Consider the following 16,249-nt stretch of genomic DNA (forward strand, 5'->3'; position numbering starts at 1 on the left):
GTTTAATGCATGACCATTGTCATTTCAATTTCTTCCAGGGTTTGTCCTTTTGTTTCCGGCATCCAGCGCCATACAAAAAGCAGTTGCAATACCATCATCACACAGAAGAAGGCGAAAATGTGACCACCGCCGATGTGGCTGGCCAGCCAGGGAAAGGTAAAAGCGATAAGAGCGGCCATGATCCAATGAGTGAAACTGCCCAACGTTTGACCTTTGGCGCGTACGGCGTTTGGAAATATCTCTGAGATAAATACCCATATCACCGCGCCCTGCGAGAAGGCAAAGAAGGCCATGTATACCAGCAGATAAGAGATCACGGCAATACCGCCGGTATGCATATAAAAGGAAATGGCGGTGAGGCCGAGTGTAGCGATAAGGCCAACGGTGCCTATCAGCATCAGCTGCCGGCGGCCGATGCGGTCGATAAACCGTATAGCCGTTAACGTAAAAATGAAGTTCACGATGCCCAGTCCGACTGTAGAGAGCAAAGAAGACGCTGTACCTAAGCCGGACATTTCAAAAATACGCGGCGCATAATAAATGATAGCGTTGATACCGGATACCTGGTTGAAAATAGCAAACAATACCGCCAGCACTACCGGGGTACGGTACTTCCCGGAGAACAACCGTTCCTTTGGCGCGCCAATGCTTTGGTGCCTCGACTGCCGGATGGTAGCGATATCGTCCGCATAACCGGCGGGGTTGATGATTTGCAGGGTTTTAATGGCGGCGGCTTCCTTTTTGCCGTGCAGCAGCAACCAGCGCGGACTTTCCGGTACCCAGCGGAGCAGCAACAGGAACAGGGCCGCAGGGAATGCCTGGATACCCAGCATCAGGCGCCAGGAGTTTTCACCGCCATATCCGCCAATGAAATAGTTGGATAAATAAGACACCAGGATGCCAAAAACCACGTTAAACTGGAATAAAGCGACCATTCGGCCACGATAGGAAGCTGGTGACACCTCTGAAATATATACCGGGGCCGTTACAGATGAAGCGCCTACACCGAGGCCACCTATAAAACGGCATACGAGGAAAAAGTACCAGTTGGTTGCCATCGCCGTACCTACTGCCGACACCAGGTATACCAGCGCTACCAGCAGCAGGGTAGCACGGCGCCCCAGTTTATCCGAAGGCGTACTACCTCCCAATGCGCCAAACACGGTTCCTATTAATGCAATGGATACGGTGAATCCATGTTGTACTTCCGTTAAATGCCAGTATTGCTGAATATGTTGCTCCGCACCAGAGATGACAGCGGTATCAAAACCGAAAAGAAAACCGCCAAGTGCTACCACAAAAGCCCAGAAGAAAACAATCTTGTTGTTCATAACGTAGAAATAAGTTTTGATCGATAGGTCAAACCTACTCCTTTGAAAAAGGCTGCTGTTATCGTATAGCACCGCTTTCTTTCGAAATTATAACAAAGGGTGTAAAACAGAATAATATATTGATAAATAATATTTTATACATTAAGATGGATATATTTCAGGGAGATGTCTTTCAATTTTGTATCATTGTTTTTAGAAATAAAACCAAAAACATTCCCACTTGCCAGCAGTATTAAAACGATATCTCTGTTTAATAGTTCTTCCACTGTTGATGTATGCCGCAGGATGCCGGCCGGAAACAGGACCGAAATACCGGATCGGGTTTTCGCAGTGTACCGGCAACGACGACTGGCGCCGGAACATGCTCACAGAAATGAAGCGGGAACTTTTCTATCATCCGGAGATGCAGCTGCTGTACCGCGATGCAGAAAGTGACAGCAAACGGCAGGTACAGCAAATCCAGGAACTGCTGGCGGGGAAAATAGACATCCTGGTGGTATCGCCTAATGAGGCAGCGCCACTGGCGCCGGTAATTGCAGCTGCCTATGGCAAAGGCATCCCGGTGATCATCCTGGACCGTAAAGCAGCCACCGACTCATTCACCGCTTACATCGGGGGCGACAACTACAACATCGGCAAACTGGCAGCGGAATATATTGCCGCCCGGCTGAATGGCCACGGGCGTATTATAGAGGTAACAGGGCTTCGAGGCTCTTCTCCCACGGTGGAGAGACACCAGGGGTTCCGGGATGCCCTTGCGCACTACCCCGGCCTGAAAGTGATAGCCACCCTCGAAGGCAGCTGGGTGGCCGAAAAAACTCGGGAAGCCGCCGCCCGCAACGACTCCGCCGTGCAACAGGCAGATGTGATCTTTGCACAGAACGACGTAATGGCATATAGCATGTACCGCTATTGCCGGGAAAAGGGCCTCACACATACCCGGTTTATTGGCGTGGATGCCTCTCCCTACCCCGACGCCGGTATCGACCTGGTATCTCGCCACGTACTGAGCGCCTCGCTGCTGTATCCCAGCGGCGGCAAAGAAGCCATCAGCATGGCCGCGGACATCCTAGCGGGGAAAAAGGTGCCCCGTAATACACTGCTTCAAACCGTACTGATCGACAGCAGCAATGTAAAGCTGATGCGGTTACAGATAGATAAGATACAGGCCCAGCACCAGGAAATAGAAAAACAGCAATCGTTGCTGCAGGAGCAGCTATCACTGTACCAGGATCAGCAACACCTCCTGCGGATAGTGGTTACCACGCTGGGCATCGCTTTCCTGCTCGGTATTGTGTTGATCTTTATTTTGCGCACCAACCGCCGTATCAACCAGCAACTGAAACAGCAACGGGATGAAATCCTCCAGCAACGGGATCAGCTGGTAGAAATGACCGCCCGTGCGCAGGAAGCCACAGAGGCCAAGTTTACGTTCTTCACTAACTTGTCGCACGAATTCCGTACCCCCTTAACCCTCATACAGGCGCCATTGGAAAACCTGATGGGCAGCAGGCAGCTTTCCTCCCCGCAAAAGCAACAGCTGGAGCTGATGCGCAGAAATGTGATCCACCTGATGCGGCTGGTGAACCAATTACTGGAGTTCCGCCGGATTGAAAGCGGCAAGCTGCAACTGAAAGTATCTGAAAATGACCTGCCCGCCTTTATGCTGGATATTATGGAAGCATATAAAGGCATCGCGGTTAAAAAACATATCGATTTCCGGCTTATCAGCCGGCAACCTGGCATTAAGGCCTGGTTTGATCAGCACCTGTTTGACCGGGTACTGTATAACCTGCTGTCCAACGCTTTCAAATTTACCAGCGACTACGGCAAGGTGCATATATACCTGGAACAGGCCACAACCGAGCAGGAAGCAGTAATACGTATTGAAGACGATGGCAGCGGCATGGATGAAAATACCCTGGCGCATGCTTTTGAATTGTTTTACCAGAGCCGGAACAATGAGCATAAAGGCACCGGTATCGGGCTGGCGCTCACCCGTGAAATTATTTCCCTGCACCACGGCAGCATCACTGTAAAAAGCAGCAAAGGCGCCGGCACCACTTTCAGTATTACCCTGCCGGGTACCTCCGTCCCCTTTGCACCGGAAGAAATTCAGCAGGAAGATGAACACATGAATGTGATCAATCACTCCCTGCATAGCTATACCGATGACCTCAACGACACGCCCGCGGAAGAATTGCCACTAACGGTACAGGCACATCCGCATTCCGTGCTGCTGATTGAAGACCACCCCGATCTGAATCATTTCCTGGCCGATTTCCTCAGCGGGCAGTATGAAGTGTTTCATGCCGGCAACGGCGCCGATGGGCTGAAACTGGCCTTTGAGCATGTTCCGGACCTCATCCTTTGTGATATTATGATGCCGGGCATGGATGGGATCCAGGTGTTGGAAACACTAAAAAAGGATATCCGTACCTCCCATATCCCGGTAATCCTGCTGAGTGCCAACAGCAGCGAGGAACAACGCATAAAAGGTATGCAACACAATGCAGACGCCTATATCAGTAAACCTTTCCACCTGAAATACCTGGCGGAAAGCATCAGCAGCATGCTCAATAACCGGGCTTTACTGAAAGATCACTATATCGCGGAACCCGAAACACGGGTACACAGCACCCAGTCCAGCAAACCAGACCGTAAATTTGTGAATGACTTTACCGCCATTGTGGAGGCCAACCTCGGCAACGACCAGTTTGGAGTAGAGGATATCTGCCAGCAGCTGGCTATTTCAAAGATGCAGCTGTACCGCAAGGTGAAGCAATTGCTGAACTGTAATGTAAACGACTATATCCTGGATGCGCGGGTGAAAAAGGGCAGGTACCTGTTGGTAAACTCAACGCTATCGGTAGCGGAAATAGCCTATGAGTGTGGCTTTTCCTCCCCTGCTTACTTTTCCACAGTGTTTAAGGCGCGTACCCAGCAAACGCCCAAAGCCTTCCGTGACAAGAAAAGCGAAGGTTGACCTATATGCATAAAAAAAGGGCTGATCTGCTGATCAGCCCCTCCAGAAATAAGATATGTAAACTTAGATAACTTTTACGTTAACTGCATTCAGACCTTTTTTACCATTTTCAACTTCATACGTTACGGTGTCATTCTCACGAAGTTCGCCAGTAGTACCGGAAATATGAACGAAAATATCCTGTCCACCATTTGATGGGGTAATGAAACCAAATCCTTTGGATTCATTGAAAAATTTAACTGTACCTTGTTGCATTATATTGTATTTGCTCACAAGGTAGACTTATATATCCGTATCACCTAAAGAGTTTTTTTCCGGACCGTGGTCCGGCTTGCTTTAAAGGCAAGAGCTGACCGGTTTTACAGCCGGTCAGCTCTTTTTAATATAAGTGAACAGCAAACTATTGCTTAATAGCCCACCATAATGGTGTTAAAACTTCATCGCCGCCTGCTCCCAGGAAGCTGATGGCCTGGTTATACCCGGCAGCATTGGTATTCTTCAGGGAAGAAGGATACTTCAGGCGCTGAGGGAAAAACTTCACATTGCTGGTCATGTAATTGGAAGCATTGAGGGTTGGTAAGGTGCCCAATGGCTCTTCCACGTTTGGATTTTCGAAGAAAGGCAGGCCGAGTCTGCGTTTATCATTCCATCCTTCCAGTGGCAGCCAGGGAACCTGTGCTATATATTTCTGGGTAATAATCTTTGTTAAGAGGTCGTTTTTAACGGTACCATTCTTATACAGATTATTTACCGGGTACTTTATTGCTACTGTACCTGCAGTACCGGTGTAACCATTTTTAAAATCCATTGTATGGGTAGCGGGTGGTTCTGCGGTGTGGTCCCAGCTTACAGAGGTACCGGTCATGTTATAGCTGGTAGATGCCAGATAGGTACCCAGGAAGCCCTCCACTTGCCAGTATTCAAAACTCTGGGCGATGCCCTTTTCATAGGCAGCTTTACCTCCCAGTGGTACAGCCCATCCTCTTACCGCCGCTTCTGCCAGCAGGAAGTGTGTTTCCCACGGAGCAAAGAAAACACGTTTGTTGGAGCTGTTCCTGAATTGCTGACCAAGACGCGGAGCCGCACCAGGGTAGGCTCTCCACTGGTTCCTGGTTCCTTTTACGCCCCATGCACCTGCATTGGAACCATTCCAGGCAAATTTACCGTCCAGCGTTTTCACCACAGCGCCTGTACCATCCAGCAGGTTACGGGCGGTTGTTTCCCATGTAGCCTGATCGTAAGAAGGATATTTACTAAAGTTTGGATTAGTAAAATCCCCTGCCGGGATGAATGCTTTATAGGCACGGGGGTCAACCGTCTGTGGTAATCCATCAAACCAGAAACCTGCAAACGGATCATTCGTCATGGTAGAGAAATGGTCTGTTAACTGCAAACCGGCCCAGTTGGCTGGTCTGATATATGATTGCAGGGAAGCATCTACCTGGTCGGCAGTTTTTATATCTCCCAAACCGGTATAAATGTTTTCCAGGGTAGTAGAAAGGATCTGGGAATTCCATTCGCGGCTCATTACGCCGGTAAGCGCATCCCATCCTGGTTTTTCCTGTACCTGGAAAATGTCGAGCATGTTAGTCATTAAGTCGCCCGCTGCAGCTGCTTCAAATTCTGCTTTCGCCTTGCCGGGATCTACTTCAGACAAACGCATAGCCAGGCGTAAACGCATGGAGTTGGCATAACGTTTCCACTTCATAAAATCATATCCGAAAGCTGGATCTGTTTTCTTCAGTTCATCAGACGGAACAATCGTCGTGTTGAGCTTTGAGCTGGCATCCTTCAGTTCAGCCAATGCAAAGTAGTACACGTCCTTCACGCTTACGAATTCCGGGTTGGTACCCTGAAATGCGTTGATAGGAATTGGACCAAAGTTATCAGACAATTCGCTCAGCAAATAAGCACGCCAGATACGGGCCACCTGTTTCAGGTTATCAGTATATGGTTTGGTATCACCGGCCTGTGCTTTTTCATCTGCAATCTGGATAGCGGTATTAATGCTGTTTAACCAGCCGGAGCTATAGCGGTAATATTCAGAAGACCATCCGTCATCTACGGCGCCGGAAGACAGGCCACCACTGAGGTGTTGACGGCTGGCAGTTTTCCAGTATAATACAAAAGACCGTTCCGCAATATTGGGATCCATCTGGGCGCCGATGATGGAATTATTGATAAAGTATTCCACCTGTACCTGGTTAAGGCTGGCGTCTTTCGGATTTTGATTGATCTCTTCAAACTTATTACAGGCAGACATCACCATCGCAAAAGCAGCCAACGCCCAACCTGATTTTATGAGTATCTTTTTCATTTCAGTTACAATTAAAAGTTAAAAACTAAGGCTCAGGTTCACCAGGAAGGTACGGGTGGTTGGAGGAGCACCGTTTTCAAAGCCAGTGGCATTTGTACCTACTGCAAATACTGATTCCGGATCCAGGCCACGCATATGGCTGGAAATCATCCATACGTTGTTGCAGGATACGCCCACCTTAGCAGACTGGATAGGTGTTCTGCCCAGTAATTTTTTTGAGAAGTTATAGCTCAGCTGAACGTTTCTGAGACGGATATTGGAAGCGTCATAGATATTCAGTTCAGAAACACCGAGATTACCTACGTTGGTATTCACGGCTTCCCAATATTGTTGCGTGGTAATTGATTTGGTATTGGCAGTGTAACCACCGGCGCCGTTTGATACCACACCAGCAAGCGTCATATCATCCCTGTTACCACCAGGGGCTGTGATATCCGCTGTTCCCGCCCTCTGCATCATTGCCTGGGTTACAGAGAACATGTCTCCGCCAAAACGGGCATCAATCAGGAAAGCAAAGGTGAAGTTCTTGTAACCAAAACTGTTGGTAATACCGAGTAATGCTTTGGATTGCTGGTTACCCAAACGAACATTCTGTTCACCACGTTGTGGCCGGCCTTCTGCAGTGAGCAGCAGTTGACCATAGTGTTCACTTTTTTCGTCTGTTACGCGCAGGAATTTACTGCCGTAAATTTCACCGTACAACTGACCGGCAACTGCAACGATAGATACATCATCGAAGCCACCCAGCTGGTATCTGTTCACTTTATCAGCATCAGATATTTCGATAACTTTATTCCTGTTCATAGACAGGTTACCGGAGATATTCCAGATCAGTCCTTTATCGAGAATCTTTGCATCTGCCATAATTTCAAATCCGCTGTTCTGGATATTACCGGCATTGATCTTTCTCTTTTCGTAACCGCTGGCAGGATCCATTGGCAAATCGATCAACTGACGGGTGGCATTTGACTTATAATAGCTGAAGTCAACACCAAACCTGTTATCCACAAAACGGAGTTCAGTACCTACCTCATAAGATTTGATCAGCTCACTGCGAACATTTGGATCAAAGAGGGTAGTTTTCCTGGAGGCAATCGGGTTGCCATTCGGATCCCGGTCGATCGTATAAGTATTCAGCAACTGGTAGGGAGAAAGACTGTTACCAACTTCTGCATAAGAAGCACGGAGCTTACCATAGCTGATCCATTTGGGCAAACTCTTAAACTGTTCGGTAAATACATAAGAGAAGCTCACAGAAGGATAAAAGAAAGAGCGGTTAGAAGGACTGAGTGTAGAAGACCAGTCGTTACGCATTGTTCCATCCAGGAACAGGTAGCCATCCCAGTTTACACCAACAGTTCCGTACAGGGAATTTATCCGTTGTTCGGTCACTTCATCCGTGATACCCGGGTTACCCTGTGAGTTTTTAATACTGAACAGATCCGGTACCAGCAATGAAGCAGCATTGTTGCTCAGTCGGGAGGAATGTTGCTGCATCAGGTTACCACCTACGCTTGCAGATGCGCCAAACCGGCTAAACAAGTTGTCTTTTTTTGCAGTGATCAGGGTACTGTAGTTCAGTTCAGAGAACGTAAACTTACCTACGCTATAACTACCATTGGTAGAGAGCGGGCTACCTGAATATGTTTTGGCTTCTGTGTTGGTTGTATAAATATCAGCACCTGCTTTCACTTCTGCATTTAACCAGTCGGTGAACTGGTACTTAATGCTTCCGTTCATGATGAAGCGGTTACGGATATCTTCGTTCTGACCGTAACGGCTTACCCAGTATGGATTCACCTGGTTACCGGTACCATACCAGCGCATTTTACCAAGTTCGTTCAAAGGATCTTTGAACTGGGTGATATCCATCGTAACAGGCATTGTGTAAAGCAGGGAAGAATAGTTCCTGCTGTTTACACCGCTTGTGGGCCTGTTCCTGGCATCGGTATTAGAGTATTGAACTTTAAAGTCGGTAGATAAACGTTCAGATGTTCCGTATTTGGTAGTAGCTCTGGCCATGAGATTTACCCTGGAAAGCTTTGTACCCGGAATCATACTGTTATCGTTCATGTAATTGAGGGAGGTATACACCGACGTTTTATCCAGCTGTTGCTGGAACGAAATGTTTTCGTTGTGGTTTACTCCTGTCTTATAGAAATTGTTGATGTTATTAAAGTAGCGGAGTTTCTCCGTTTTACCGTTCCAGTTAGTAACATCCTGACCTGTAATTTTTGGTCCCCAGCTGTTTCCTCCGATAGGATCAAAATCATTCACTGATCCCTGTCCGAAACTTTTCTGCATTTCAGGATTTGTGAATACACTTTCAAAACCTACTGTGGAGGATACGGCAATGCCCATACCATTTGACTTCTTCCCGGTTTTGGTGGTAACAAGGATAACACCATTACCTGCGCGGCTACCATACAAGGCGGCAGCAGAAGGACCTTTCAGAACAGAGATACTGGCAATGTCGTTCGCGTTCAGATCAGCAAGGCCATTTCCCATATCCAGTGATGGATTCCAGAAATCATTATTGCCATCTGTTACACCCACGAAGTTGTCTACCGGAATACCATCCACTACAATCAACGGCTGATTACTTCCGGTGAGTGAGTTATTTCCGCGCAGATTAATCTTCGAAGAACCTGCGGGCCCTGTGCTGGAGCGGATTACCTGTAAACCGGCCACCACACCGGTAAGTGCGTTGGTAAGGTTAGGCTCATGCGCATCGATCAGTGTAGCGCTTTTTACTTCCTGCATGGCATAGCCTACAGATTTTTTCTGGCGGTTAATACCTAATGCGGTTACCACTACTTCATTTAACCCTTTGGAAGTTTCTTCCAAAATCAGATCAAAATTAATGGAAGTACCTACCGGCACTTCTTTGGTAGTAAATCCTACACTGGAAACAACTAACGTTGCGCCAGCGCCTACCTGGAGCTTAAAGGCTCCTTTTTCATTGGTTGTTGCGCCATTGGTTGTACCTTTTTCAATGACTGTTGCATAGATTACGGGAGCGCCGGAAGCGTCTTTCAGGGTACCGGATACCCATTTTTTTTCCTGTGCGGAAACGCTTTGATAGCACGTAGCCACTAAACATGTTAGCAGCAGGAAGCCTAGCCACCTTTTCATTAGTGTGAATTTAGATGAAGATGAATAATCAAGGCATAGTTTCTCTGATGGCATGGGAAGCCCGCATGCTGCAGGTAGTTACTGCCTCATTTTTGATTGATACAAGTGAACGTTTTTGCTTTACTACAGTTGGCCTTTATCGAGGTGTTCCATAACAAGTGCTGCAGCGCCAAGTCTTTCCGCCGCATACCCCAGAGGCGAGATTATTATTTCAATATTTTCAGCAATTTTTGGTATACAATGTTCATTTAACGCATGCTGTACAGGTGCCAGCCATAATTTTCCGGCCAATGTTCCTCTCCCGCTTAAGATGATCAGGTTAGGATTCAACAAGTGAATAAGGATAGCGATCCCGCGTCCGATGTGATAACCTGCCTGTGATAATAATTCCACTGCGTAGTTATCTCCTTTCAACGCTGCATCCATAATTTTTCTAAACGTGTTGTCGCGGTTGTCCATCGACAAATCTTTCATAACGGTAGTTCTTCCTTCATTGATGCCTGCCACTGCTTTTTCCGCAATCACTGATAATGACGTTTCTGTTTCCAGGCATCCCATCTTTCCACAGCTGCAGATCTTATTGTTGGTGAAGAGCGGGATGTGCGAGAACTCTCCGGCAAATCCGTTTTCTCCCCTGAAAAGATCACCATTCAGCACCATCCCCAAACCAATACCCCAGCCTATATTAATAACCAGTGCATTTTGCCTGTTGCGGGCTGCTCCCAGCTTCCATTCTGCCAGCGCAATTAAACTGGAGTCATTGTCAATGATAACCGGTACGCCGGTAAGCGCTTCGAGGTATTCATTGATGCTGCCGTATTGCCTGTCGAAAAAAGAATAGTTGATGCCCTTTGTTACATCTACAAAACCCGGCATTCCGATGCCAATACCCGCAAACTTTTCCACAGGTATTCCTGAATGATCAATAAATGTTTTCAGTTCCTGGCCCAGTTGTGCAATGGCATCCGGATGCGCTGATAAGTCCAGCGACACCTGGAGTTCTTCTCCCACGATCCTGTTCTGCATATCCAGTATGCTGATACTGGTTACAAACTGGTCCATCGCTACCGATAAAATGTACATGTAGTCCGGCTTCACAGAGTACATCTGCGGGCGCCGGCCGCCGGTGGAAATGGCATACCCCGATTCCAGCACCAAACCACTTTTCACGAGTTCATTCAAGGCTTTGGTGGTATGCGGAAGACTCCTGCCGGTTAGCAGCGTGAGATCAGCACAGGACAATTCCTTGTTAAAGTACAGGTGTTTTAATAACGTTTTCTTGAATATTTCCTGGCGATCAGACACCATTTAGATGATTGTTTGCTTACAGTTTTAAATCTACATCAATTTGGTACAAGTGAACAACATTATCAGCGAAATGTTGATTCAAGGTAGGCAAACTTCTTTAAATTTTACAAGAACTTTTATGAAAATTTTAATTAGTTGGATATAATTATCCAAATTATGCAAGAACTTATTAAGTTAATGTTAATTTTCCATCAGAAAAAAGCAAAATAATTCCAGGTGCTGTAAAATGACAAACGTTTGCATCTAATTACCCAGAGCCACTGGGAACCCATCCAGTGATGAACGCACCGGTATGATAATTGAACCGGCCCCGGTATGCCTTCATCTGTGGTAGCCCATATGATATATAATGCAGACACGCGTACGCTCCGGATCATATTCGTATCAGGAATGGTATATGATTATAAAGACGTGCCCGAAGCGGTATACTTAGCTATGAAGTCGTCCGGCTCAAAGGGCATCTATCTTAACAAACACATCAAAGGACATTATGATTTTGAAAAAGTCAGATAACCATCAGGCGGCGCCGTGCATAGCCTGCCTCCGGATATCACTCATCCCCTTCTGGTAAAACCGTTTCATCATTTTATTCAGGTGACTGCTGTCGGTGAAACCAAGATCCCACGCAATTTCCTTAAAGGACAGGTCGGTGTACAATGCCTTTGCCTCGGCCAGTTTTAATTTGGAACGGAGTACAAACTCCTGGTAAGTTTCACCGGCGTTCCGTTTGAAATACTCACTGAAATAAGTAGCGGAGATATTGAAACGCTGGCATAAATAAGACAACGTAATTTTTTCTTCGTCGAGCAGATGGAACTGGATATGCAGCAGCACTTCCGCGAACCGTTTGCCTTCCACTCCCTGCTCCCCGGGCAATACCATCGCCACATTGCGGGCTATCAGTTCCAGCACCGCCACCATCAGCCCCTGCATAATGCGCCGCGAATGATTGTCGGAACGCTGCTGCTCATACATCAGCAACTCCAGTAAACGGATAAGATGCTGTTTATCATTCTCCCCGCTGATCAGCTCCCCCGCTTTGCGGTTATAATTCCCAATAATGAAATTGAGCCGGCAGAACCATTTCCCGAAATCTATTACGCAGTCCTGTTCTCCCGAAAAAAAACTGGCATTGAACTGAATAAACAGGAAAGTAGTGGGCTGGTCTATCCGGTAGGTATGACAGTCGGAAGACGGTAACAGGAAAATACTTCCTTTGCTATAACGGGAACGGGTATACTCTACCTGCTGTTCCCCGCTGCCTTCGAGGATATACACCAGCTCAAAAAAGTTGTTCCTGCGGTTACGTTTTTCCCAGCGCTCCAGGGTGGTAACGCTGATGCTAAATGGGTCGTGTACCTTTTCCATACTGTAAATGTAAGTAATAAACTACCGCTGCGTAAGGGGCATCCCATCCTGTTACTGCTGTTTCCTTTTACGGTACGGGTATAACGGCAGGCGGCTGACTAGCTTTGCTTTCATAAAAAATGAAGATCACATGAAAGCAATTATTTTAGAGAGACTGGATAAAAACGCCCCCCTCACCATTTCACACACCGCCATACCTGCTATTGCTGCAGACGAAGTACTCATTGAAACCAAAGCGATTGGTATTAACCCGGTAGATTATAAAACACTGGAAGACTATACCACTCCCGACGGGTTACGTGCCAGCTGGGCGCCCGCACTGGATGGCATTTCACCGCTGATCCTGGGATCAGATATTGCCGGCGTGGTAACGGCTGTGGGCAGCGCCGTCACCAAATTCAATACAGGCGATGAAGTATTCGGGATGATAAAAATGCCGGGGCATGGCCGCGTATTCGCGGACTACGTTGCGGCGCCGGCTATCCATCTCGCTAAAAAACCGGTCAACATATCCTTTACAGAAGCAGCTGCAGCAACACTCGCCGCTATTACGGCATGGCAAAACCTGCATACACATTACCAGACAAAAGAAGGCGACCGTGTGCTCATCACCGCACCCGCAGGCGGCGTAGGACATTATGCTGTGCAAATGGCCAAAGCGGCAGGCGCCCATGTAATAGCAGTAACTACCGCCGCTAACGCCGACTGGGTACGTCAGCTGGGGGCAGACGACATCATTGATTATAACCACTTCAATTTTGAAGAGGCCGGCAGCCTGCAACTGAACCTGGTACTGGATATCGGCGGAAGATTCCCGGCTGCTCTCTATGAAAAACATTTTGCTCCCGGCGCTGCCCTGTTCTTCCTGCCGCATGGCCTGCCGGCAGCCACCACCCAATACTATCAATCAAAAGGTTTTGATGTGCGCTTCACCGGCGTTACCTCCGATGAAAAAGCCATTGATGCTATCGCCGGATTGCTGCAATCAGGAAAAATAAAATCCTACGTCGGTAAAGTATTCCCGTTTGACCAGATGCGCGCCGCCTTCGATGAAATGAAAAAGGGTACTACGAAAGGAAAGATCGTAGTAACCCTTTAACCAATAACGGCCGGGATTAACCCGGCTGTTATTAATGCGGCAGTATTTCTGCCAGTTTTTTATCCAGGTCTTCCCCGCGCAGGTTCTTAGCCACTATTTTCCCGGTGGGATCCAGCAGGAAATTTTGCGGTACCGCGCGAACACCGTACAATTTCGCTACTTCATTCTCCCAGTATTTCAGATCAGATACATGCGTCCAGGTGAGTTGATCGGTGTGAATGGCTTTCAGCCAGGCATCGTGCCCGTTGGCCTGATCCAGCGATACGCCCAGGATGGTAAAGGACTGATCTTTATATTTATTAAAGGCTGCCACCACATGCGGATTTTCTGCACGGCAGGGACCACACCAGCTGGCCCAGAAATCCACCAATACATATTTGCCGCGGAAGTCGGTGAGGTTTACCGGCTTGCCCAGTGTATCATTTTGTGTAAATACCGGTGCAGTAGCGCCAACAGCAGTTTGTTTCCAGCCATTGATCAGCGCTGCTACTTCTTTTCCTTTTTTGCTTTCCTTCACAGCAGCAGATAAAGTATTGAAAACCGTTTCCAGTTCAGCAGGATTGTCAGGAATGCTGCCGGCACTGCTTTGCAGGGCATCCAGGCTTACCGGTGATTTAGGATTTTCTTTTATAAATGCCTGGTATATTTTCTTCTCTTCTTCGCGGATGGCCTTACTTTTTTCATCGTAAGATTTACGGAATTCCGGCGATTTACGGGTTTCTTCCTTGGCGGCAATGTAATCTTCCGTAAGCTGATCCCTTTGTGCAACCGTGGCTTTCAGCTTTGCCTGCAGGCGCTGCTGATCGTCGTTGAGACGGGAACCTTTGATGGTGGCGTTGTATACGGAATCTTTACCGCTAACGATAATGGTGCCTTTTTCAAGATATACCTGCAACAGATCTGATTTGTAAGACATGATATTGGTAGGCGGGCCATGACGCAATACCAGCGAGGCTTTCACCGGGTCGCCCACTTTGCCTTTAAATTCAAATACGCCCTGCTGCAACGCGGCAGAATCCCTCACGGTAGTGCCATTGGCCCGGTAAGTGAGAAACAGTTTGGCAGGAGCATCCAATGTCCCTATTTTCCCTTTCAGCACGTAGGTGCCGTCCTGGGCCAGCAGTGCGGCAGGGAATAAAGCCAGCATTGATACTAAGATGTGTTTCATGTGGTTTTTAATTTTATGATTTAAAATGGTCTTCCATCCAACGGTATATTCCATTGCGGGTTAAACTTCAATATCACGTTGGAGATGGTTAAAATAAAATCTTTCGAATCCACGGTTCCTTCGTGTGTTTCCGTGCCTATCTTATGTTGTATTTTAGGCTTGCACCAGGGCTTGCCGGTTTCGAGGCAAAGTCTTTTCAGGTCCAGGAAACGTTTGAATGAACCCAGGGGCAGCTCTCTTCTTCTTTCATCGAGCACCTGCTGGATCACTTCATCTTTGGAACCTACCGGAAGCGTGGGCGTACCGGTTTTGTAGCGGTAGCGGCGCAGGGTATTGAGGTCGTCGATGGCAGCGGCCAGCTGATTGGTGCGGGCATATCCTTCTGCACGCATCAGCAGCAGTTCCGGATAACTGAAGCCGGCAGTCATGTTGGTTTTGGAACCGCGATAATACTGGATACGGTTACCATCGTCATACACCACATTATTGTAGGTAGTTTTATAACCTGGCGCTGTTAAGAAGAAATATTTAAACCGCAGGTCATTGGCCTGGTCATACAACGCAATCACTTCATCGGAAGGATAGCTGGAAGAAGACCTGCCGGCGCCGGCATCGAGGTTGCGGTACAGCAGGTTTTCGCGGCTATTGGCAGCGCTCAGGAAGTTATCCGGTCCTTTAATAGTGCTGTTGATAAGATTGGTTGGATCCGTCCACGAAAAGCTGTTGTAGTCATAGATCAGTTTATCGGTGCCGCCTTTGCTGGCTGCCGTCCACGCGAGATTGGCATAATACACCACGCTGTCGTACTTCTGTGTAAACAGGTGATAGTACGCCAGCAATGCATGCGCCGCCGTTTTATTCGGACGGGAAGGCCAGTTGGTTACTTCCGGCATGTCCGGCAAAGCGGTGAGCACATCGTTCTGTACCTGTGCAAAGGCTTGTTCCTGTGTGGACAGATCCGGTAACGGCGCGCCCATATCGGAGCTGGTTACATAAGGAATGGTTTTGGTATCGTTGGGAGCACCGGGCTTATATACAGGTCCGTATACCAGGGTGGTAATAAAGTACGACCATGCCCTGTTTACCAGCGCCTGCGCCACTACCGTTTTGGCATACTGCTGATTTTCTGTACTGAGATTGGGAATAGCCCGTACGCCATCAATCACGTTGTTAAAATAAGCCATAGAGCGGTAAGTGCCCCAGTCCCAGAAATAATCCGATGTAGACGGATTTTTATAAGGCTGCCTGAAAACATACGCCCAGTAACGGTCGATGTTAGGATGGTTGTTGGCCTTATAATTAATATTACCGATACCATTGGAAAGCGACAGGTTATCTGTTAAGTAACCGAGGTTACAACCAGTGTTATTGTCAATAAACACCCATTGTGCAATGTTGCTGTTATCCAGCAGGTGATCAAAGTCTGCCACCTCTGAAGGGATCAGTTTTCCTTTTGGTTTTACATCCAGGAATTTTGTGCAGGAGCTGATACTTCCTGCCATGATAATAACCAGTATGAGTATACGCTGTTTCATGA

General features: G+C 47.6%; 11 protein-coding genes. 3 read left to right on the forward strand and 8 right to left on the reverse strand.

The features are described 5' to 3' along the window. Positions 1 to 2: 2 nt before the first annotated feature. A complete protein-coding gene (locus tag B5Z18_RS09505; RefSeq protein ID WP_079469123.1) occupies positions 3 to 1,331 on the reverse strand; it encodes a sugar porter family MFS transporter in 1,329 nt (442 codons plus the stop codon). Positions 1,332 to 1,551: 220 nt separating this feature from the next. Between B5Z18_RS09505 and B5Z18_RS09510 the strand changes: the two genes are divergently transcribed. Next, positions 1,552 to 4,317 carry a hybrid sensor histidine kinase/response regulator transcription factor gene (locus tag B5Z18_RS09510; RefSeq protein ID WP_143313534.1) on the forward strand — a complete coding sequence of 922 codons (2,766 nt, stop codon included), beginning with the start codon at positions 1,552 to 1,554 and terminating at the stop codon, positions 4,315 to 4,317. 63 nt (positions 4,318 to 4,380) lie between these two features. Here the strand turns inward: B5Z18_RS09510 and B5Z18_RS09515 are convergent, their stop codons facing one another. From B5Z18_RS09515 to B5Z18_RS09530, 4 genes are all read right to left on the reverse strand, one after another. Continuing rightward, positions 4,381 to 4,572: a cold-shock protein gene (locus tag B5Z18_RS09515; protein ID WP_079469125.1), complete on the reverse strand. Its 192-nt coding sequence runs from the start codon at positions 4,570 to 4,572 to the stop codon at positions 4,381 to 4,383. Between the two features lie 145 nt (positions 4,573 to 4,717). Beyond that, positions 4,718 to 6,634, reverse strand: coding sequence for a SusD/RagB family nutrient-binding outer membrane lipoprotein (locus tag B5Z18_RS09520; protein ID WP_079469126.1), 1,917 nt, complete (start codon positions 6,632 to 6,634; stop codon positions 4,718 to 4,720). Between the two features lie 18 nt (positions 6,635 to 6,652). Continuing rightward, entirely contained in the window at positions 6,653 to 9,769 is a 3,117-nt protein-coding gene (locus B5Z18_RS09525) for a SusC/RagA family TonB-linked outer membrane protein (protein WP_079469127.1), read from the reverse strand. Between the two features lie 123 nt (positions 9,770 to 9,892). Continuing rightward, positions 9,893 to 11,077, reverse strand: coding sequence for an ROK family protein (locus B5Z18_RS09530; protein ID WP_079469128.1), 1,185 nt, complete (start codon positions 11,075 to 11,077; stop codon positions 9,893 to 9,895). 315 nt (positions 11,078 to 11,392) lie between these two features. Between B5Z18_RS09530 and B5Z18_RS09535 the strand changes: the two genes are divergently transcribed. Further along, entirely contained in the window at positions 11,393 to 11,590 is a 198-nt protein-coding gene (locus tag B5Z18_RS09535; RefSeq protein WP_079469129.1) for a KTSC domain-containing protein, read from the forward strand. Positions 11,591 to 11,593: 3 nt separating this feature from the next. On the opposite strand, the gene B5Z18_RS09540 is transcribed toward B5Z18_RS09535, so the two are convergent. Continuing rightward, complete coding sequence (locus B5Z18_RS09540) at positions 11,594 to 12,445, reverse strand: AraC family transcriptional regulator (RefSeq protein WP_079469130.1); 852 nt, start codon at positions 12,443 to 12,445, stop codon at positions 11,594 to 11,596. A gap of 130 nt (positions 12,446 to 12,575) precedes the next feature. Here B5Z18_RS09540 and B5Z18_RS09545 point away from each other — a divergent pair, with 130 nt between their 5' ends. Then, the gene (locus tag B5Z18_RS09545) at positions 12,576 to 13,544 is read left to right on the forward strand and encodes an NADP-dependent oxidoreductase (RefSeq protein ID WP_079469131.1); all 969 of its coding nucleotides are present in this window, start codon (positions 12,576 to 12,578) and stop codon (positions 13,542 to 13,544) included. Between the two features lie 31 nt (positions 13,545 to 13,575). On the opposite strand, the gene B5Z18_RS09550 is transcribed toward B5Z18_RS09545, so the two are convergent. Further along, entirely contained in the window at positions 13,576 to 14,712 is a 1,137-nt protein-coding gene (locus B5Z18_RS09550; RefSeq protein WP_079470023.1) for a TlpA disulfide reductase family protein, read from the reverse strand. Between the two features lie 20 nt (positions 14,713 to 14,732). Next, positions 14,733 to 16,247 carry a RagB/SusD family nutrient uptake outer membrane protein gene (locus tag B5Z18_RS09555; RefSeq protein ID WP_079469132.1) on the reverse strand — a complete coding sequence of 505 codons (1,515 nt, stop codon included), beginning with the start codon at positions 16,245 to 16,247 and terminating at the stop codon, positions 14,733 to 14,735. Between the last annotated feature and the right edge of the window lie 2 nt (positions 16,248 to 16,249).

Origin of the sequence: Chitinophaga ginsengisegetis (assembly GCF_900168065.1) — a bacterium.
Classification (GTDB): domain Bacteria; phylum Bacteroidota; class Bacteroidia; order Chitinophagales; family Chitinophagaceae; genus Chitinophaga; species Chitinophaga ginsengisegetis.